Genomic DNA, 17,265 nt, shown 5'->3' on the forward strand with positions numbered 1-17,265 from the left:
TCGAAAGGGCGGCCTTTTGCTTTTGCGGCGCGGGCTTTGTATGCCCTCAGCCGAAGGAGGGACCATGCTGGACAGGGTCGCTGAGAACGAACCGGAAGCCATCGAGGCGGAAGACGACGGGGCTGCGCACCCGCTGTTTCGCGATGCGCCCAAATCGGTCGCGTTCCGCAAGCTGCGCAAGCGTCTCGTTCGGCAGGTGCGGGAAACGGTCGAAGCCTGCGCCATGGCGCGGCCCGGCGCGCGCTGGCTGGTGGGCATTTCCGGCGGCAAGGATTCCTACGCCCTTCTCGCCATTCTTCTCGATCTCAAATGGCGCGGCTCCCTGCCGGTCGACATCCTGGCCTGCAATCTCGACCAAGGGCAGCCGAACTTTCCGAAGCACGTCCTGCCCGATTTCCTCACCCGCCATTCCATTGCGCACCGGATCGAGTATCGCGACACCTATTCGGTGGTGAAGGAAAAGGTGCCGACGGGCGCCACCTATTGCTCGCTTTGTTCGCGGCTTCGACGCGGCAACCTCTACCGCATCGCGCGCGAGGAAGGCTGCGAGGCGCTGGTGCTCGGCCATCACCGCGAGGATTGCCTCGAAACCTTCTTCATGAACATGCTTCAGGGCGGCCGGCTTTCCGCCATGCCGCCGAAGCTTCTGAACGACGAGGGCGACATCCTCGTGCTGCGCCCGCTGATCCGCTCGGCGGAAGACGACATCGCGCGGTTCTCCGCCGCGATGGCCTTCCCGATCATCCCTTGCGATCTTTGCGGCAGTCAGGACGGGCTCCAGCGCAACGTCGTGAAGACCATGCTGGGCGAAATGGAAGCCCGCTTTCCTGGCCGCAAGGAGACGATGATCCGCGCCCTGTCCAACGTGCGGCCCGGACACCTCCTCGACCCATCGCTTTTCGATTTCGCCGCCCTTCAGCCGAGACAGGACCCAGCATCGTGACAGCATCCGTCGATATCGAAACGCTTGCCGGCATTCTGCGCGACGCTGCTGCGCGTGAGATCATGCCCCGCTATCGCAGCCTCGGCGCCGACGACATCCGCGAGAAGACCTCCGCCATCGATCTCGTGACGGAAGCCGACGAAGCGGCGGAGCGCTTCATCAAGGCGCGCTGCGCCGAGCATTTTCCGGATGCGTTGTTCATCGGCGAGGAGTCGGTCGCGGCCGATAAGGCGCTTCTGGCAAAACTCGCCGATGCGGATCTCGCGATCGTCGTAGACCCGATCGACGGCACCGCGAACTTTGCAGCCGGCTTACCCGCTTTCGGCGTCATGGCCTCCGTCGTATCGAAGGGACGCACCGTCGGCGGCATTCTGTTCGACCCCTTCGGCGGCGACTTTCTCCTCGCCGAACACGGGGCGGGGGCCTTCATGGACCGCAAGGGCGAGCGCTCGCGTATCGCTCTCGCGCCTGCCGTTCCCTTAGACGAGATGATCGGTGCGGGCGGCGTCAGCTACTTCGCCAAGGAGCGTCGACGCGCCATCTTCTCCAATCTCGCCAAGGTCCGGCTCGTGGCCAACTACCGCTGCGCGATCTTCGAATATTGGGCGATGGCGACGGGAAGCGTCCATTTCCTGTTCTTCGGCAACCTCATGCCCTGGGACCACCTCGCCGGCGCGCTGATCGTCTCGGAAGGAGGCGGGGCGGTTCGTCGGCTCGATGGTTCGGCCTATCTGCCGAGCCATGTCGATGGCGGCCTTTTGGTCGCCACCGACGAGTCGAGCTGGAAGGCTCTCGATCAGGCGCTCTTCGCCGACGCCTGATCGTCCCTCATTCGGCCGGGGCCTGCGCCTCGGCCTCTGCCATATGATCGTGGCTTTCGCCCGGCCGCGCGAAAAGCCGCCCGCCTTCCGCCCAGACCACGCAAAGCAGCGCGCCGAGCGACAGAACCAGGAAGCCGCCGAAGAGCGGCGTCACCGAGCCGTCGTAGAAGTGCCCGATCAGCGCGCCGAGCAGGCCGCCCCCGAGCGTCTGCACGCAGCCGAGCACGGAGGATGCCGTTCCCGCGACATGGCCGAGCGGGTCCAGCGCCAGCGCGTTGAAGTTCGTGAAGATGAAGCCGAACATGCCGAACGACAGGATGGTGAGAACGAGGAAGACGCCGAATGGCGGCGTTCCGAACACCAGGGTCACAAGGAACTGAAGGGCGGAAAGCACTACGAAGATACACAGCGCGCCGTGCGAAAGGCGACGCATGCCGAGACGCTCCACGAGCCGCGAATTCGTCAGCGACGCGGCCGCCATGAAAAGCGCCGAGGCCGAGAAGTAGAGCGTGAAGAGCGGCCCGATGCCGAAGACCTGCGTATAGATCTGCTCGGCCTGATTGATGAAGCCGAACAGCCCGCCGAGAATGAAGGCGGTGGCGACCGAATAGCCGAGCGTGCGGCGGTTGGTGAGAACGATGCGGAAGGCCTCGATCGTGCGCCGCGGCGTCAGGTCCCGTCGATCCTCCGGATGCAGCGTTTCAGGCAGGCGCAGATAGGCCCAGAGCGTCACCAGGGCGGCGAACAGCCCGTTCAGGATGAAGATTTCCTGCCAGCTTCCGAAGGTCATGATCGCGACCCCGATATTGGGCGCGATCACCGGGATCGTCATGAACACCATCATGATCAGCGACATGACGCTGGCCATGCGCGCGCCGCCGAAGCAGTCGCGCACGATGGAAACGGCCAGCACGCGCGTCGCGGCTGCGCCGATGCCCTGCACGGCTCGGAAGAAGAGAAGCGTGCCGAAGGTCGGCGAAAAGGCCGCGCCGATCGAAGCGGCCGTATAGATCGCGAGACCCACGAACAGGATCGGCCGCCGGCCGAAGCGATCCGACAGCGGACCGTAGACGATCTGCGCCGCGCCGAAACCGAGGACATAGGAGCTGATCGCCAGTTGCCGCTCGTTCTCCGTCGCCACGCCAAGCGTCGCGCCGATCTGCTGAAGGGCTGGTATCAGGATGTCGATCGCCGCGGCGTTGAGGGCCATGAGCGAGGCGACGATGGTGACGAATTCCCAATAGGGCAGGCGCTGCGCTGCGCTGGGGCGAGACGCGACGGACATAGGCAATCCTTTCGGCTTGCGCGCAGAGATACCTGTCGATCCGCCATTTGCAAGGATGGCCGCGGCTTTAGCCGTCGCCGGTCGATCACTTCATGGCGTCGCGAAGCAACGAAGCGCGACCGGATTGCTCAGAAACGAAAAAGCCCGCGAGCGGGTCGCGGGCCTTTTCGTTATCGCAGACTGACGTCGATTCAGGCCGCAGCCGGCGCCAACGCGACGCCCTTCTCGGCGAGGAAGTCCTTCAGTTCTTCGGCCTGGAACATCTCCTTCACGATGTCGCAGCCGCCGACGAACTCGCCCTTCACGTAGAGCTGGGGAATGGTCGGCCAATCCGAATAACCCTTGATGCCCTGGCGCAGCTCATCCGACGACAGGACGTTGATGCCCTTGTAGTCGACGCCGACGTAGTCGAGGATCTGGACGACCTGACCCGAGAAGCCGCATTGCGGAAAAGCCGGCGTGCCTTTCATGAAGAGAACGACGTCGTTCGTTTTCACCTCGTTGTCGATCCACTCGTTGATGCCGCTCATCGGTTCTGTCCTGTGTTCCGCCCTGGCGTTGGGGCTGGGGTCCGTCCCTAGATACGACTTCGAGGGACGGGATTGAAGGGGCTCAGGGTTTGGGCGCGCTGGTCTGGAGCGCGAGGGCGTGGAGTGCGCCGCCCATGTTGCCCTGAAGCGCCTGATAGACCATCTGATGCTGCTGCACCCGGCTCTTGCCTCGAAAGCTCTCCGAGACGACCTCGGCAGCGTAGTGATCGCCGTCGCCGGCCAGATCTCGGATCGAGACCACGGCATCGGGAATGCCCTGCTTGATCATGGTCTCGATGTCGTGGGCGTTCATGGGCATGACGGTCCTCCGCATATGCAAGTCCGGTATGCCCGGCTCGTTTGAAGGATAGTAGGGAGCGCGCAGCCGGTGATCAACGCGCGATCGGCTTCGCATTCGTTTCGATCCACACCGAGAGCGCGTCTTCACCGATCTCGCCTGCAGCGAGACTTTGTCGGTTCGAAAGAGCTGATCGTCGTTCGAGACGATGTCGTAACCGTTCTGTCGGACGACAAGGTAGGTTGCCGCAAGCGACGTGCGCTTATTGCCATCAAAGAAGGGATGATTCTTCGCGAGTCCAAACCCGAGTGATGCAGCGGTTTGCCAAAGCGTGACATCGCTTCCCCCATAGGCCAACACGTTCTCCGGACGTGCCGGGGCTGAGGTGAGCAATCCCTCGTCGCGGATGCCGGGCAACCTGCCGAATCGCTCGATCTGTCGGCGATGCGCGGCGAGGACGACTTCCTTGCTTGGAAGAATGAACGTCATCGCTACTGCGCCAGTTTGCGAAAAACCTCTGAGCGTTCGTTCATGATCGTTTCAAGGAGGTTCATGGAGTCTTCCATCGACGCATGCCGATGATCGATCGAGTTCACCTCCGGTGTCGAATCGTTCGGAGTCTCGTCGCTGGACTGCCGATGATCGCCGTTGTCGGTATGTCTCGAATATTGATCGCGTTCCATGGTCATGTCCGAGGCTCCTGCGAGCTTCGGACTGATATATGCCTCTGGCATCGAACGTCCAAACCTCAGCCGGCTGCAGTGCCGGTTGCGACTTCTCCGGACATATAGGTTGGGAACCAGCTTTCGTGCGCGACGGTGAGGTCTTGGACGGAAACCGAGAGCCGGCCGGCCACGACGAGCGACGTTCCCGCGACGGTTCCGAGTTGTCGCGCCGGAACGCCGAGGCTCTCCGCGCGCGACAGGACGCCCGCGGCGTTATCGGCCCCAATCGCGACCACGTAGCGCGCCTGATCCTCGCCGAAGAGGAGGGCATGGCCGGCACCTTCGCCCACGTCCACTTCTGCGCCGAGGCCGGAGGCGATGCACATCTCGGCGAGGCAGACAGCCAAGCCGCCATCCGACAGGTCGTGGCAGGCGACGACCTCGCCGGAGCGGATGAGGGAGCGGACGAAATCGCCATGGCGCTTTTCCGCGTCGAGATCGACGCGCGGCGCATCGCCATCCTCGCGGCCTTCGATCTCGCGCAGATAGATGGTGCTACCCAGATGCGATCCATCGGTGCCCACGAGAACGAGCGTGTCGCCCTCTTTCATGCCGCCGATCCGCGCCGTCCGGGTGCGGTCCTCGATCAGCCCGACGCCGCCGATGGTGGGCGTCGGGAGGATCGCGGTGCCCTGCGTCTCGTTGTAGAGCGACACGTTGCCGGACACGATCGGGAAGTCGAGCGCGCGGCAGGCTTCGCCGATGCCTTCCACGGCCTTGACGAACATGCCCATCACGTTCGGCTTTTCAGGGTTGCCGAAGTTCAGGTTGTCGGTGGCGGCGATCGGCTCGGCCCCGACGGCGGTGAGGTTGCGCCAGGCTTCCGCCACGGCCTGCAAACCGCCCTGATAGGGATTGGCCTCGCAATAGCGCGGCGTCACGTCGCTGGTGAAGGCGAGCGCCTTGGTGGCGTGACCATCGACGCGCACCACGCCGGCATCACCGCCCGGGCGCTGCAGCGAGTTACCCTGGATCAGCGTGTCGTATTGCTCGAACACCCAGCGCCGGGAGGCGATGTCGGGCGAGCCCATGATCTTCAGAAGCGTCGCACCATAGTCCGTGGGCTCGGCGAGATCGGCGGCGTGAACGGCCTTCGCCGGTTTCGGCTCGATCCACGGGCGGTCGTATTCCGGCGCTTCGTCGCCGAGCTCCTTGATGGGAAGGTTCGCTACCTCCACCCCCTCGAAGAGGATGCGGAAGCGCAGGTCGTCGGTGGTGCGGCCACAGACGGCGAAGTCGAGGCCCCATTTCACGAAGATCGCCTCGGCCTCGGCATGCTTCTCCGGGCGCAGCACCATGAGCATGCGCTCCTGGCTTTCCGACAGCATCATCTCGTAGGGGCTCATGTGCGCCTCGCGCGCCGGCACCTTGTCGAGATCGAGTTCGATGCCGAGATCGCCTTTCGCGCCCATCTCGACCGCCGAGCAGGTGAGGCCGGCCGCGCCCATGTCCTGGATCGCGACGACCGCGCCCGTCTGCATGAGTTCGAGGCAGGCTTCGAGCAGGCACTTCTCGGTGAAGGGGTCGCCGACCTGCACGGTCGGGCGCTTTTCCTCGATCTTCTCGTCGAACTCCGCCGAGGCCATGGTCGCGCCGCCGACGCCGTCGCGTCCCGTCTTCGCGCCGAGATAAACCACCGGCAGGCCGACGCCTTCGGCTTTCGAGTAGAACACCGAGTCGGTGCGGGCGAGGCCGGCTGCGAAGGCGTTGACGAGGCAGTTGCCGTTGTAGCGCGGGTGGAAGTTCACCTCGCCGCCGACGGTCGGCACGCCGAAGGAGTTGCCGTAGCCGCCGACACCGGCAACGACCCCCGCGACCAGATGGCGGGTTTTCGGATGATCCGGCGCGCCGAAGCGCAGCGCGTTCATCGCCGCGATGGGGCGCGCGCCCATGGTGAAGACGTCGCGCAGGATGCCGCCGACGCCCGTCGCCGCGCCTTGGTAGGGCTCGATATAGGAGGGGTGGTTATGGCTCTCCATCTTGAAGATGACGCAGAGGCCGTCGCCGATATCCACGACGCCGGCATTCTCGCCGGGCCCCTGGATCACCCGGCTGCCCTTCGTCGGCAGCGTGCGCAGCCAGCGCTTGGACGACTTGTAGGAACAGTGCTCGTTCCACATCGCCGAGAAGATGCCGAGTTCCACGATCGTCGGCTCGCGTCCGATGAGGCCGAGGATGCGCTCGTATTCGTCCGGCTTCAGACCGTGGGCGGCGACGAGCTCCGGCGTGATGGCGATGGCGGACATGAGCGAACTCTTCAGATGATTTTCAGGTCGCGACCCAGCGTCGGCCGCGCTCGCGGCAGACGGCCGTCGCAGTGGCGGATCGCAGGATCGTGTTGTCGTCGGCGGCTTGGCTGATCGCTTCCTCGAAGACGCGCCGCGCGAAGACGAGAAGCGCGTAGTCCTTGCCCGAGCGAAGGCACAAGGCGTGGCCTTCCGCATCCGAACGGACGAAGCCGACCGTGCGTTCGGCGCCTCGGCGACGAAACACGCTGACCGCCGTATCCCGGGCGTAGCGGATTTCCGTCGGACTCAAGGCCGGCTCGGCGGGCGCGGTCGAGACCGGCTCGGCACGCCATTCGAAAGTCTCAACGGTTCCGCTCGCCCAAACGCAGCCTGAGGACAGCGGAAGCAGCGCCGCGATGGCCAGCGCCAGCGGCCTCAGGCGGAACATCCCGCCGCCCCGCCATTCCATCGACGGATATCGGCGCCGACGCGGGAGCCGAGGCCCGAATCCATCACCGGACCATAGGTCAGAATTTCCGCCGAGCCGTCGCGCCCTTCCACGACGAGAAGCGGCTTGGCTTCCGGCCGGCCCTTCGGCACGAGCAGAAAGCGCGGACGGCCCGAGAACGAGGACAATTCCGGCGCGAGGCTGTAGCGGGCGAAGGCCGGATCGCCCGACTTGAACCAGCAGCGGTTGGCAGCAAGCGTCACGCGCTCCATGCGGTCCAGTGCGGACTGCTTGCGAACGGGGTTCACCACCGGCGCCTGCCGCGCCGTGGAGCAGGCTGAGGCGAGAAGGGCGAGCGAACCCAGCGCCAGGACCGCGGACGCCCTCACGCCGCCAGACCCTTCACCATTCCGAGCGCGCTTTCGAAGATGCCGCGCCCGTCAGTCCCGCCATGTTCCGGCTCGATCAGGTTCTCGGGGTGCGGCATCATTCCAAGCACGTTGCCGTTCTCGTTGATGATGCCTGCGATGTCGCGCACCGCGCCGTTCGGGTTCGTGCCCTCGGCATAGCGGAACACGACGCGGTTCTCGCCATGAAGCCGCTCGATGGTGGCGTCTTCCGCGAAATAGTTGCCTTCGTGATGGGCGACGGGGCAGCGGATGACCTGCCCTTGTGCGTAGGCGGAGGTGAAGCGCGTCGAGGCGTTGACCACTTCGAGCTTCACTTCGCGGCACACGAAACGCAGGCTCGTGTTCATCATCAGAGCGCCTGGCAGGAGGCCGGCCTCGCAAAGAATCTGGAAACCGTTGCAGACGCCGAGCACAGAGACACCGCGTGCCGCCTGTTCGGCCACGGCGCGCATCACCGGCGAGCGGGCGGCGATGGCGCCGCAGCGCAGATAGTCGCCATAAGAAAAGCCGCCCGGCACGACGATCAGATCGACATCCGGCACGGCGGTATCCGTCTGCCAGACGGTGACGGGCTCCTGGCCGGAGATGGTGCGCAAGGCCGCGATCATGTCGCGGTCGCGGTTGAGGCCCGGAAGAAGAACGACGGCGGTTTTCATTGGAAACGTCCCGTCAGACGATCTCGACAGAATAATTCTCGATCACCGTATTGGCGAGGAGCTTGTCGCACATGAAGGACAGGTCGGCCTTGGCTTTTTCACGGTCGTCGCCGTCCACTTCGACGTCGAACACCTTGCCCTGCCGGACTGAGCCGACGCCGGCGAAGCCGAGGGTGCCGAGAGCACCCTCGATTGCCTTGCCCTGAGGGTCGAGAACGCCGTTCTTCAGCGTGACGACGATGCGCGCCTTGATCACTTGATATGCCTGTCCCGCGAGTAGACGAGTTTGAGAGCCGATGCCGGCCGCGAACCTTTGCGCCGCCGCCTTACTTGACCAGCACCGGCCCCGTGGGGCGGGGCGGCTCGTTCTCGTTCATGATGCCGAGACGGCGCGCGACTTCCTGATAGGCCTCGACCAGCCCGCCCATGTCGCGGCGGAAACGGTCCTTGTCGAGCTTCTCCTGGGTCTGCACGTCCCAAAGGCGGCAGGAATCGGGGGAAATCTCGTCGGCCACGATGATGCGCATCATGTCGCCTTCGAACAACCGACCGGTTTCCATCTTGAAGTCGACAAGCTGGATGCCGACGCCGAGGAAAAGGCCGGACAGGAAGTCGTTGACGCGGATGGCGAGCGCCATGATGTCGTCGATTTCCTGCGGGGACGCCCAGCCGAAAGCCGTGATGTGTTCTTCGGAGACCATCGGGTCGTCGAGAGCGTCCGCCTTGTAGTAGAACTCGATGATCGAGCGCGGCAGCACCGTGCCTTCCTCGATGCCGAGGCGCTTGGCGAGCGAACCCGCCGCGATGTTGCGCACCACGACTTCGAGCGGAATGATCTCGACTTCCTTGATGAGCTGCTCGCGCATGTTCAACCGACGGATGAAGTGCGTCGGGATGCCCATCTTGTTCAGATGAGAGAAGATGTATTCCGAGATGCGGTTGTTGATGACGCCCTTGCCATCGACCACCTCGTGCTTCTTCTTGTTGAAGGCGGTGGCGTCGTCCTTGAAGAACTGAACGAGAGTGCCCGGCTCCGGTCCTTCGTAAAGGATCTTGCCCTTGCCCTCGTAGATACGGCGGCGACGTGTCATCAATATTGCTCTATCCGGAAAATGACGCCTGGCCAGGGGCGTCCGAGGTTCCATCTCTGTCGCGTGAATAGACCATACGGCCCCGCGAAACAATGCTTGAGCCGGGTACGGGCTGGTCCGGCTTCCATGTTGGTTTCCAAAGGGCGTGTTGCAACAGGCCGGGAGGGCCCGGAGCGAGGCCAAGCACGATGAAATCGGGCTTCGCGGTGCGGCAGGGAGGAGAACGGGATGATGTTCGAGGAGCGGGAGCGCGACTTCGAGAATCGCTACTTCCACGATCAGGAGATGCGGTTTCGCATCAAGGCGCGCCGCAACAAGCTCGTCGGCCTTTGGGCGGCGGACCGTCTCGAATTGCGGGGCGAGGAAGCGGAGGCCTACGCGCAGGACGTGATTCGCGCGACCTTCCAGAAGACCGGCGACGAGGATGTCGTCGCCAAGATCAAAGGCGATTTCGAACGCGGGCAGGTGGGACTGTCCGAGGCCGAAATTCGCAAGGCGCTCGCCGAGCAACTCCCGCTCGCCGAAAAACAGATTCTGTCGGAGTAGGGTATCCGTGTCGCTTCCCGTTTTCCGCGAGCGCCTGAACGAGGGTTTCGTTCTTTCGGGCTGGTCCAGCGCCACCGATCCGTCCGTCCACGCCGCGCTGCTGCAAGCGCCGATCGACGCCATGCTCTTCGACATGCAGCACGGCCTGCACGACACGGCGAGCATCGCCTCGGGTATCGCCGTCGCCGCCCGCTTCGGCAAGCCGGCCGTCGTGCGCGTGCCCATCGAGGACCGGGGGATGGCGTCGCGTGCCTTGGATATGGGCGCTTCCGGCGTGGTGATGCCGATGATCGAAACGGTGGAGCAGGCGGCCGCCTTCGTATCAGCAGTGAAGTATCCGCCGAGAGGCCTTCGATCCTTCGGACCGGCGCGGGCCGTATCGCTGCATACCGATAACGATTACGACGCCTATACCGCCGTCGCCGACCGCGAAACACTGGCCTTCGCCATGATCGAAACCCGGTCGGCGATCGACAATCTGGAAGAGATCGCGCGCCTCGACGGGCTAGACGGCTTGTTCGTCGGCCCGTCCGACCTTTCCATCGCCTTGTCGGGGAATGGGCGCCGCGCTCCGCAAGGGCCGGAATGCCGGGAAGCGATCGCGACGATCCTCTCCGTGGCACGGTCGGCGGGCAAACATCCCGGCATCTACGCGGCCACGGTGGAGGAGGGGATCGTCTACCGCGACATGGGCTATGCCTTCGTGGCGGTGGCGTCCGATCTCGGACTTCTGGCGGGCGCGGCGGATGCGATGGCCCGCGCTATGAAGGCTTGATGGTCCAGTCGGGCACCGGATCGGTCGACAAGCGCGACACGAACTTGCCGAAGACCAGAAGGCCTTCCGGCCAGGGGCCATGCCCGCTTTCGTTGTTGAGATGGCCCGAATTGCCGGCATCGATCAGGAGCGAGCCCCAGGCGGCGGCGATATCCTCGGCGACCTCGTAGTCGCAATAGCTGTCGTCGCGGCTCGCCACCACGGCGGAGGGGAAAGGCAAGGGTTCGCGCGGATAAGGGCCGAAGGTCATCAGATGCTTCGGCCGGATCTGGGGATTGGCGACATCGGGTGGCGCGACGAAAAAGGCCCCCGCCACGTGATGCCGGAATTGGTGCACGGCCTGAACGCAGGCCGCGACGCCAAGCGAATGCGCCACAAGCACCACGGGCCGGGTGGAGGCGTTCACGGCCTCGGCCACCGCTTTCGTCCAATCCTCGCGCACCGGCTTCGACCATTCGGCCTGTTCCACGCGCCGCGCGGTCGACATGCGCCGCTCCCAGCGCGTTTGCCAATGTTCGGGTCCGGAGCCCTGATAGCCGGGGACCATCACGATGTCTGCCTGAGATACGCGCATGGACTTGGAGTCGCAGAGGGGCGCCTTGAAATCAAGCGCCGGCATTGTCACAAAAGCGGGCTGACGAGCCGCATGGCATTTTCGGCGAGTTGGGTGAAGAAGCCGCGCTTCTCCCATTCCTCGATCGTCAGACGCCGGCTCTTGGCGCGGTAGTCGTCCTCGATGCGCCGAAGCTGGCGCACCACGCCGGCATCGTAGACCACGAGCGTCACTTCCGAATTCAGTTCGAAGGATCGCCGGTCCATGTTGGCCGAGCCGATCAGTGCGATGTCGTCGTCGATCGACAGATGTTTGGCGTGGAGGAAACGCTCCCGGTAGAGCATCACCTCGACGCCCGAATAAAGCAGCTCGTCGTAGTAGGAGCGCTGCGCGTGGTCGATGAAGAAGCTGTTGGTGGTGGCGGTCATGAAGAGCGTCACCTTCACGCCCTTCGCCACGGCGGTTCGCAGCGCGAGCGACAAGGGCTCGTTCGGAATGAAGTAAGGCGTCGTCAGGACGACGCGGTCGCCCGCCGCATGGATGAGGTCGGTGAAAAGCGTGTCGATGCCGCTGTCGGGATGGTCGGGTCCGCTCGGCAGAACCTGCGCCCGCACCTTGCCTTCGGTGGCTTCCGGCCAGGGCATGATGTCCTGGTTCGAGATGTCCTCGTCGGTTTCCAGATACCAGTCGCCGACGAAGACCGACTGGAGTTCCAGCACGACGGGACCCGTCACCCGCGCCATGACCTCACGATAGAAGGTGTTCGGCTCGTATTCCATCCGGTGCATGTTCTGCGAGCCGACCCAACCGACGAGACCGTCCACCACGACGATCTTGCGGTGGTTGCGAAGATCGGCCCGCGTCGCCCGCCGCCAGATGCGCCAGGGCAGGATGAGATGCACCTCGACGCCGGTGCCCGCGAGCCGGCGCATGATCGCGCCGCGGTGGTTGGCCGAACCCACCGCATCGATCAGAAGACGGCATTTGACGCCGCGACGCGCGGCGCGCTCCATGGCGCTGAGGAGACGGTTTCCCGCCTCGTCGTCCTGCAGGATGTAGAACATCACATGGACATGGCTTCGCGCGGCTTCGATGTCGCCGGCGATGCGGTCCACGACGCGGTTGTAGTCGGCGTCGAGCGAGATCGTGTTGCCGGCGACGCAGGGGAGCTGGCCGATGGAGCGCACGAGACGCGCCGCCGTCCGGCTTTTTGGGGGCAGGGAGGCGGCTGCGTCCGACACGTCGCCTGGAATGTCCTGCGACGCGCGCTTCACGAGGCCGGGCACATGCTTGATGCGCTCGCGCCGCCATTTCGGATGCCGGGCGTCGCCGATCAGGAAGTAAAGGGCGAGGGCGGCGAAGGGCTGGAAGAAAAACAGGAGAAGCCAACCCTGCGCGGCGGCCGGCGAGCGGCGAAACGGGATGACCACCAGCGCACCGATGACGATGCTCCATGTCACGACCGCCAGCCCGATCGACCACATGCTCCACTCGAACTGGCCCGTCACGTCCCCTCTCGGCTTTGAGTTGTTGCGTTCCCGGAAGGCATCCCGCCCGGACGCCTTGCCCATGTCGCCCCCGCGTCGCATATGGAGCGCGATCGCGAGAGGAAGAGGCCGATGGTCCGCATCGTCTACGCCAATCTTGGATACCTGCGCGAGATCGACGGCTCGCTCGCCCACCATATCCGCCGGGCGCATCACCACTTCTTCACGCCGCGCGCGGCGCAGATGCGAAGCCTCGCCCTCGTCAAAGGGGCCCTCAAGAAGTTGCAGCCCGATCTTTCCTGCTTCGTGGAGATCGACCAGGGCTCGCTGACCAACGGTTTCTTCGACCAGTTCCCGATCCTGCGCGAGGATCATCACCTCACCGGCACCATCGACAACAAATACAGCGCCACCCGCAAATACCGGCGTCTGTCGATCTCGCGCGGCAAGTCCAACGCCTTTCTCGCCAATCGGACGGTGGATTTCACCCGCCGTTACCTCGACTACGGCAAGAAGCGGCTGGTCTACGATATCGACATCGAAGGCATCCGCGTTCTGGTCGTGCATTGCGCGCTGACGAAGCGAACCCGCGCCGCGCAATACGAGCAGATTTCCGGCTGGATCGCCGAGCGCGACATGCCGACGGTCGTGGTGGGCGACTTCAACGCCATGTGGGGCGAGAGCGAGCTTGCCCCCCTCCTGCAATGCGGCCGGCTCGTCCACGCCAACCGCCTGCTCGGCCCGACCTTCCGCTTCGGGCCGTGGCGCGCGGCGCTCGACACCTGCCTGATCTCGGCCGATCTCGAACGCCATTGCCGGATCGAGATCATCGATCAGCCCTTCTCGGACCATAAGATGTTCAAGATCGACGTGGCACGCGAAGGCGAGATCGCTCTCGCCTCCTGACGCTTGAGCCCGATCAGTTCGCGCCGAAGACCCGCGCGAAGATCGTGTCGACGTGCTTGGTGTGGTAGCCGAGGTCGAACTTTTCGCGCAGCTCCGCTTCCGGCAGGGCCTTCGTCACGTCCGGGTCGGCGAGCAGCTCGGTGAGGAAGTCCTTGTTCTCTTCCCAGACCTTCATCGCGTTGCGTTGGACGAGGCGATAAGCGTCCTCGCGGCTGCAGCCGGCCTGCGTCAATGCGAGAAGCACGCGCTGCGAATGGACGAGTCCCCGGAACTGGTTGAGGTTGCGGTCCATCCGCTCCGGGTAGACGAGGAGCTTGTCCACGACGCCGGTGAGGCGGGCGAGGGCGAAGTCGAGCGTGATCGTCGCGTCGGGGCCAATATAGCGCTCCACGGAGGAATGCGAGATGTCGCGCTCGTGCCAAAGGGCGACGTTCTCCATGGCCGGCATCGCGTAGGCGCGCACCATGCGGGCAAGGCCCGTCAGGTTCTCGGTCAGAACCGGATTGCGCTTGTGCGGCATGGCGGAGGAGCCCTTCTGGCCGGGCGAGAAATATTCCTCCGCTTCCAGCACCTCGGTGCGCTGAAGGTGACGGATTTCCGTCGCGAGGCGTTCGATGGAGGAGGCGACGACGCCAAGGATCGAGAAATACATGGCGTGACGGTCGCGCGGGATGACCTGCGTCGAGACCGGCTCGGGCTTCAGGCCAAGGGCCGCCGCGACATGCTCTTCCACGCGCGGATCGATATTGGCGAAGGTGCCGACGGCGCCGGAAATGGCGCAGGTCGCGATCTCCTCGCGCGCGGCGACGAGACGCTGGCGGCAGCGCTCGAACTCGGCATAGGCGAGCGCGAGCTTGACGCCGAAGGTCGTCGGCTCGGCATGGATGCCGTGGCTGCGGCCGATGGTGACCGTGTCCTTGTGCTCCAGCGCGCGGCGTTTCAAAGCCGCCAGAAGCGCGTCCATGTCCTTCAGAAGGATGTCCGTCGCGCGCACGAGCTGGACGTTGAAACAGGTGTCGAGCACGTCCGACGAGGTCATGCCCTGATGAACGAAGCGGGCGTCGGGCCCGACGATCTCGGCCAGATGCGTCAGGAAGGCGATGACGTCGTGCTTGGTTTCGCGCTCGATCTCGTCGATGCGCTCGATTTCGAACGTCGCCTTGCCGCCTTTTTCCCAGATCGTCTCGGCGGCGCTTTTCGGAATGACGCCGAGTTCGGCCAGCGCGTCGCAGGCATGCGCCTCGATCTCGAACCAGATGCGGAACTTCGTTTCCTGCGACCAGACGGCCGACATCTCGGGGCGGGAATAACGGGGGATCATGGGCGGCTCGCTCGGGTTCGCGGGAAACGGGACTGACGTCCTGGCATTGCCCGCGCTCTAACAGAGCGCTCGCCGCGCCTCAACGCACCTCGCGCCATGCCGGCCGGCGATCCCCCGGCAAAGGCGTGGCGGCGAAGACGCCCCGAGCGATCGCCCGCGCCATCGTCGCGGCGGCCGCGATGCCGAGCAGGAGGCCATCGCGAGGGCTGATTTCCATCGTGCTTCGGCCGGTCGCCAAGGCGAAAACGAGGTCGCCGTCGAAATCGAGATGCGAGGGCCAAAGGGCGCGGCTGAAGCCGTCATGAGCGGAGATCGCAAGCCGCTTGGCCGACGCCTTGTCGAGCCGCGCATCGGTGGCGATCACCGCGATCGTCGTGTTCGCGCGCTCGACCGCGTCGAACTTCGTGACGGGGGCCGTGGCATCGGCTGGCCAGGGATGGGGCAGGCCGAGACCGCCGAACTCGTTCCCGATCTCGAACGGCGCGGCGTGAAAGAAATGGGTGTCGCCGATGGTGGCCGAGCCGAGAGCGTTGACCGCGACGAGCGCCGCGACCGTGACGCCGTTCGGCAGAAGCGTCGATGCCGAACCGAGGCCGCCTTTGAACGTCGCCGTGGTGGCGCCGGCGCCCGCGCCCCGGCTGCCTAGATCGAAGTCGAGGGCAGCGGTCCGCGCTGCCTCGTATCCGAGTTCACGATAGGGCGGGTAGCGATCCCAGGCGGTGTCCGGCTTCAGATCGAAGAGGATCGCGCCCGGCACGATCGGCACACGCTGGCTGCCCACCTGAAAACCGCGACCCTGTTCGCGCAGCCAGGCCTGCACGCCGGACGCCGCATCGAGCCCGAAGGCCGAGCCGCCGGAAAGAACGAGCGCGTCCACCGCCCGCACCGTCATCTCGGGCGACAGCAGATCGGTTTCGCGCGTGCCCGGCGCGCCACCGAGCACCTGCACCGCGCAGGTCGCGGGCTCCTCGCAGATGACGGCGGTGGAGCCACTCCCCAGCCGCGCGTCCTCGGCATGGCCGACGAGGAGACCTGCGACATCCGTCAGAAGGTTGCGCGGACCTGCGCGCCACTCGAAGCCGCTCACCCGTTCGGCTCCTCTTCGCCGAAGTCCTGCCCGTCGAAGCGGAAGGTGCGGAAGAGATCGAGATTCGAATCGCCATGTTCGTCGAATCGAACATCCCCGAGCGGCGTGGAGAAGGGGTGTTCATCGAGGATGACGGAGAGCGGGCGTTTCGATGCGTCAGCCTCTGCGACGGTGACCTGCGCGATCGTCGCCGCGACGAAAGCGGGGCCGAAATATCCCTGACGTTCGGTTGCATCCGCCCGTCCCGGTCCCGCTATGGACGGGAAGCGCGTTTGGGGCGCGACGGCGTGGGTGCCGACGGGCAGTTGGGCCGTTTCGCTCGGCTCGTCCAGAAAGGATTCGCCGCCGAGCATTTCGAGGTTCACGCCGCTGGCTGCCGCGTCGCGTGCGATGATCGCGGCGTCGGTGCGCTCCCCCGCGACCACGAAGCGCGTCACGCCGCTGCGCAGGAGACGCCGGGCGATGCCGAACTGCTTTTCTTCCGCCGGCCTGAACGTGTCGATCACCGCCGGACGCAGTTCCGCCGCCTCGATCTTCGAGCGCACCGCGTCTGCGAGACCGCGACCGTAGATGGAGCCGTCATCCAGAATGCCGAATGGCCCGTCGCGCCAGCGGGCTAGTACGAAGGCGGCAAGGGCGGTGGCTTCGGCATCGCTTCTGGGCGCAAGGCGCCAGATAAGGTCGCCGGTGCGTCGGCGTTGGGCGGTGAAGCGGTCCGCGCGCACGCCGATATCGATCGCGGCGATTCCGGCCGCGCGCAAGATCGGCAGGGCCGTTTCCAGCGACTCGGTGCAGATGAAACCGACGACGACGGACACCTTCTCCGCCGCGAAGCGTTCGGCGGCCGCGCGACCGCCCTCGGCGGTGCATTGGGTGTCGGCCTCCACCGTTGTGGCCCGGCCTCGCATGGCCGCTTCCGTGCCTTCCGTCACTTGCCGGCCGAGAACGGCGTTCGGGCCCGACGAAGGCGCGGCGACGCCGATGCGCGGCAGTTCCTGGGCGTGACTCGGCAAGGCGAGGGCGAGAAGAACGGGAAGGGCGCGTGTCAGCGTCATGGCGGACGAGAGTAGAGGGGCCGGAGCCGTTTGCACAGGCTTGCTTCGCCTTGGCGCATCTGCGAGGCCTCGTTTGGTGATGCGGGCTTGCCGAGTGCAG

Annotated in this window: 20 protein-coding genes and 1 pseudogene; 5 read left to right on the plus strand and 16 right to left on the minus strand. The window is 65.2% G+C overall.

Features of this window, described 5'->3' with window-relative positions:
• The first annotated feature begins 64 nt into the window (after window positions 1-64).
• Window positions 65-943 (plus strand): tRNA 2-thiocytidine(32) synthetase TtcA, encoded by an 879-nt coding sequence (ttcA, locus tag F9929_RS20705; RefSeq protein WP_152048454.1) that lies wholly within the window; start codon window positions 65-67, stop codon window positions 941-943.
• Window positions 940-1,764, plus strand: a complete 825-nt coding sequence (locus F9929_RS20710; RefSeq protein WP_152048455.1) for an inositol monophosphatase family protein — start codon at window positions 940-942, stop codon at window positions 1,762-1,764. The genes ttcA and F9929_RS20710 overlap by 4 nt, the downstream gene beginning before the upstream one ends.
• Before the next feature lie 7 nt (window positions 1,765-1,771).
• On the opposite strand, the gene F9929_RS20715 is transcribed toward F9929_RS20710, so the two are convergent.
• The 11 genes and pseudogenes from F9929_RS20715 to purC form a co-directional block, all read right to left on the minus strand.
• Entirely contained in the window at window positions 1,772-3,049 is a 1,278-nt protein-coding gene (locus F9929_RS20715) for a multidrug effflux MFS transporter (RefSeq protein WP_152048456.1), read from the minus strand.
• Between the two features lie 191 nt (window positions 3,050-3,240).
• Entirely contained in the window at window positions 3,241-3,579 is a 339-nt protein-coding gene (gene grxD / locus F9929_RS20720; RefSeq protein ID WP_152048457.1) for a Grx4 family monothiol glutaredoxin, read from the minus strand.
• Between the two features lie 82 nt (window positions 3,580-3,661).
• Window positions 3,662-3,898 carry a BolA family protein gene (locus F9929_RS24560; protein ID WP_235919488.1) on the minus strand — a complete coding sequence of 79 codons (237 nt, stop codon included), beginning with the start codon at window positions 3,896-3,898 and terminating at the stop codon, window positions 3,662-3,664.
• 174 nt (window positions 3,899-4,072) lie between these two features.
• Window positions 4,073-4,366, minus strand: a pseudogene (locus F9929_RS24565) (type II toxin-antitoxin system death-on-curing family toxin); the annotation flags it as partial.
• 2 nt (window positions 4,367-4,368) lie between these two features.
• A complete protein-coding gene (locus F9929_RS20730) occupies window positions 4,369-4,566 on the minus strand; it encodes a hypothetical protein (protein ID WP_152048459.1) in 198 nt (65 codons plus the stop codon).
• 59 nt (window positions 4,567-4,625) lie between these two features.
• A complete protein-coding gene (gene purL / locus F9929_RS20735; protein WP_152048460.1) occupies window positions 4,626-6,848 on the minus strand; it encodes a phosphoribosylformylglycinamidine synthase subunit PurL in 2,223 nt (740 codons plus the stop codon).
• Between the two features lie 22 nt (window positions 6,849-6,870).
• Window positions 6,871-7,278: a hypothetical protein gene (locus F9929_RS20740; protein ID WP_152048461.1), complete on the minus strand. Its 408-nt coding sequence runs from the start codon at window positions 7,276-7,278 to the stop codon at window positions 6,871-6,873.
• Window positions 7,266-7,667: a hypothetical protein gene (locus F9929_RS20745; protein WP_152048462.1), complete on the minus strand. Its 402-nt coding sequence runs from the start codon at window positions 7,665-7,667 to the stop codon at window positions 7,266-7,268. The genes F9929_RS20740 and F9929_RS20745 overlap by 13 nt, the downstream gene beginning before the upstream one ends.
• The gene (gene purQ / locus F9929_RS20750; RefSeq protein WP_152048463.1) at window positions 7,664-8,344 is read right to left on the minus strand and encodes a phosphoribosylformylglycinamidine synthase subunit PurQ; all 681 of its coding nucleotides are present in this window, start codon (window positions 8,342-8,344) and stop codon (window positions 7,664-7,666) included. Before purQ ends, F9929_RS20745 begins: the two co-directional genes overlap by 4 nt.
• 13 nt (window positions 8,345-8,357) lie before the next feature.
• Window positions 8,358-8,600, minus strand: a complete 243-nt coding sequence (gene purS, locus F9929_RS20755; RefSeq protein WP_152048464.1) for a phosphoribosylformylglycinamidine synthase subunit PurS — start codon at window positions 8,598-8,600, stop codon at window positions 8,358-8,360.
• A 70-nt stretch (window positions 8,601-8,670) separates the two neighbouring features.
• The gene (purC, locus tag F9929_RS20760; protein ID WP_152048465.1) at window positions 8,671-9,435 is read right to left on the minus strand and encodes a phosphoribosylaminoimidazolesuccinocarboxamide synthase; all 765 of its coding nucleotides are present in this window, start codon (window positions 9,433-9,435) and stop codon (window positions 8,671-8,673) included.
• A 231-nt stretch (window positions 9,436-9,666) separates the two neighbouring features.
• On the opposite strand from purC, the gene F9929_RS20765 reads away from it, so the two are divergent.
• Both F9929_RS20765 and F9929_RS20770 read left to right on the plus strand, forming a co-directional pair.
• On the plus strand, window positions 9,667-9,981 hold the full coding sequence (locus F9929_RS20765) for a DUF1476 domain-containing protein (protein ID WP_235919483.1): 315 nt from the start codon (window positions 9,667-9,669) through the stop codon (window positions 9,979-9,981).
• A gap of 7 nt (window positions 9,982-9,988) precedes the next feature.
• The gene (locus F9929_RS20770; protein ID WP_193227855.1) at window positions 9,989-10,756 is read left to right on the plus strand and encodes an HpcH/HpaI aldolase family protein; all 768 of its coding nucleotides are present in this window, start codon (window positions 9,989-9,991) and stop codon (window positions 10,754-10,756) included.
• Here F9929_RS20770 and F9929_RS20775 read toward each other — a convergent pair.
• Window positions 10,743-11,330: an RBBP9/YdeN family alpha/beta hydrolase gene (locus F9929_RS20775; RefSeq protein WP_152048468.1), complete on the minus strand. Its 588-nt coding sequence runs from the start codon at window positions 11,328-11,330 to the stop codon at window positions 10,743-10,745. The two genes, F9929_RS20770 and F9929_RS20775, sit on opposite strands and share 14 nt — an antisense overlap.
• Window positions 11,331-11,377: 47 nt before the next feature.
• Window positions 11,378-12,817, minus strand: a complete 1,440-nt coding sequence (gene cls / locus F9929_RS20780) for a cardiolipin synthase (protein WP_235919484.1) — start codon at window positions 12,815-12,817, stop codon at window positions 11,378-11,380.
• A 111-nt stretch (window positions 12,818-12,928) separates the two neighbouring features.
• Here cls and F9929_RS20785 point away from each other — a divergent pair, with 111 nt between their 5' ends.
• Window positions 12,929-13,702: an endonuclease/exonuclease/phosphatase family protein gene (locus tag F9929_RS20785; RefSeq protein ID WP_152048469.1), complete on the plus strand. Its 774-nt coding sequence runs from the start codon at window positions 12,929-12,931 to the stop codon at window positions 13,700-13,702.
• Between the two features lie 13 nt (window positions 13,703-13,715).
• Here the strand turns inward: F9929_RS20785 and purB are convergent, their stop codons facing one another.
• The 3 genes from purB to F9929_RS20800 form a co-directional block, all read right to left on the minus strand.
• On the minus strand, window positions 13,716-15,023 hold the full coding sequence (gene purB / locus F9929_RS20790) for an adenylosuccinate lyase (RefSeq protein ID WP_152048470.1): 1,308 nt from the start codon (window positions 15,021-15,023) through the stop codon (window positions 13,716-13,718).
• A gap of 79 nt (window positions 15,024-15,102) precedes the next feature.
• Complete coding sequence (locus F9929_RS20795; RefSeq protein WP_152048471.1) at window positions 15,103-16,110, minus strand: P1 family peptidase; 1,008 nt, start codon at window positions 16,108-16,110, stop codon at window positions 15,103-15,105.
• Complete coding sequence (locus tag F9929_RS20800) at window positions 16,107-17,201, minus strand: ABC transporter substrate-binding protein (protein ID WP_152048472.1); 1,095 nt, start codon at window positions 17,199-17,201, stop codon at window positions 16,107-16,109. Before F9929_RS20800 ends, F9929_RS20795 begins: the two co-directional genes overlap by 4 nt.
• Window positions 17,202-17,265: the final 64 nt, after the last annotated feature.

It is taken from the genome of Aureimonas psammosilenae (genome assembly GCF_009176975.1).
Lineage (GTDB): Bacteria > Pseudomonadota > Alphaproteobacteria > Rhizobiales > Rhizobiaceae > Plantimonas > Plantimonas psammosilenae.

Excerpts from the sequence above, each read along its gene's own strand:
- ttcA (WP_152048454.1), top strand. The coding sequence starts at position 65 with ATGCTGGACAGGGTCGCTGAGAACGAACCGGAAGCCATCGAGGCGGAA.
- F9929_RS20715 (WP_152048456.1), bottom strand. The coding sequence starts at position 3,049 with ATGTCCGTCGCGTCTCGCCCCAGCGCAGCGCAGCGCCTGCCCTATTGG.
- grxD (WP_152048457.1), bottom strand. The coding sequence starts at position 3,579 with ATGAGCGGCATCAACGAGTGGATCGACAACGAGGTGAAAACGAACGAC.
- F9929_RS24560 (WP_235919488.1), bottom strand. The coding sequence starts at position 3,898 with ATGCCCATGAACGCCCACGACATCGAGACCATGATCAAGCAGGGCATT.
- F9929_RS20730 (WP_152048459.1), bottom strand. The coding sequence starts at position 4,566 with ATGACCATGGAACGCGATCAATATTCGAGACATACCGACAACGGCGAT.
- purL (WP_152048460.1), bottom strand. The coding sequence starts at position 6,848 with ATGTCCGCCATCGCCATCACGCCGGAGCTCGTCGCCGCCCACGGTCTG.
- F9929_RS20740 (WP_152048461.1), bottom strand. The coding sequence starts at position 7,278 with ATGTTCCGCCTGAGGCCGCTGGCGCTGGCCATCGCGGCGCTGCTTCCG.
- purQ (WP_152048463.1), bottom strand. The coding sequence starts at position 8,344 with ATGAAAACCGCCGTCGTTCTTCTTCCGGGCCTCAACCGCGACCGCGAC.
- purC (WP_152048465.1), bottom strand. The coding sequence starts at position 9,435 with ATGACACGTCGCCGCCGTATCTACGAGGGCAAGGGCAAGATCCTTTAC.
- F9929_RS20765 (WP_235919483.1), top strand. The coding sequence starts at position 9,667 with ATGTTCGAGGAGCGGGAGCGCGACTTCGAGAATCGCTACTTCCACGAT.
- F9929_RS20775 (WP_152048468.1), bottom strand. The coding sequence starts at position 11,330 with ATGCGCGTATCTCAGGCAGACATCGTGATGGTCCCCGGCTATCAGGGC.
- F9929_RS20785 (WP_152048469.1), top strand. The coding sequence starts at position 12,929 with ATGGTCCGCATCGTCTACGCCAATCTTGGATACCTGCGCGAGATCGAC.
- purB (WP_152048470.1), bottom strand. The coding sequence starts at position 15,023 with ATGATCCCCCGTTATTCCCGCCCCGAGATGTCGGCCGTCTGGTCGCAG.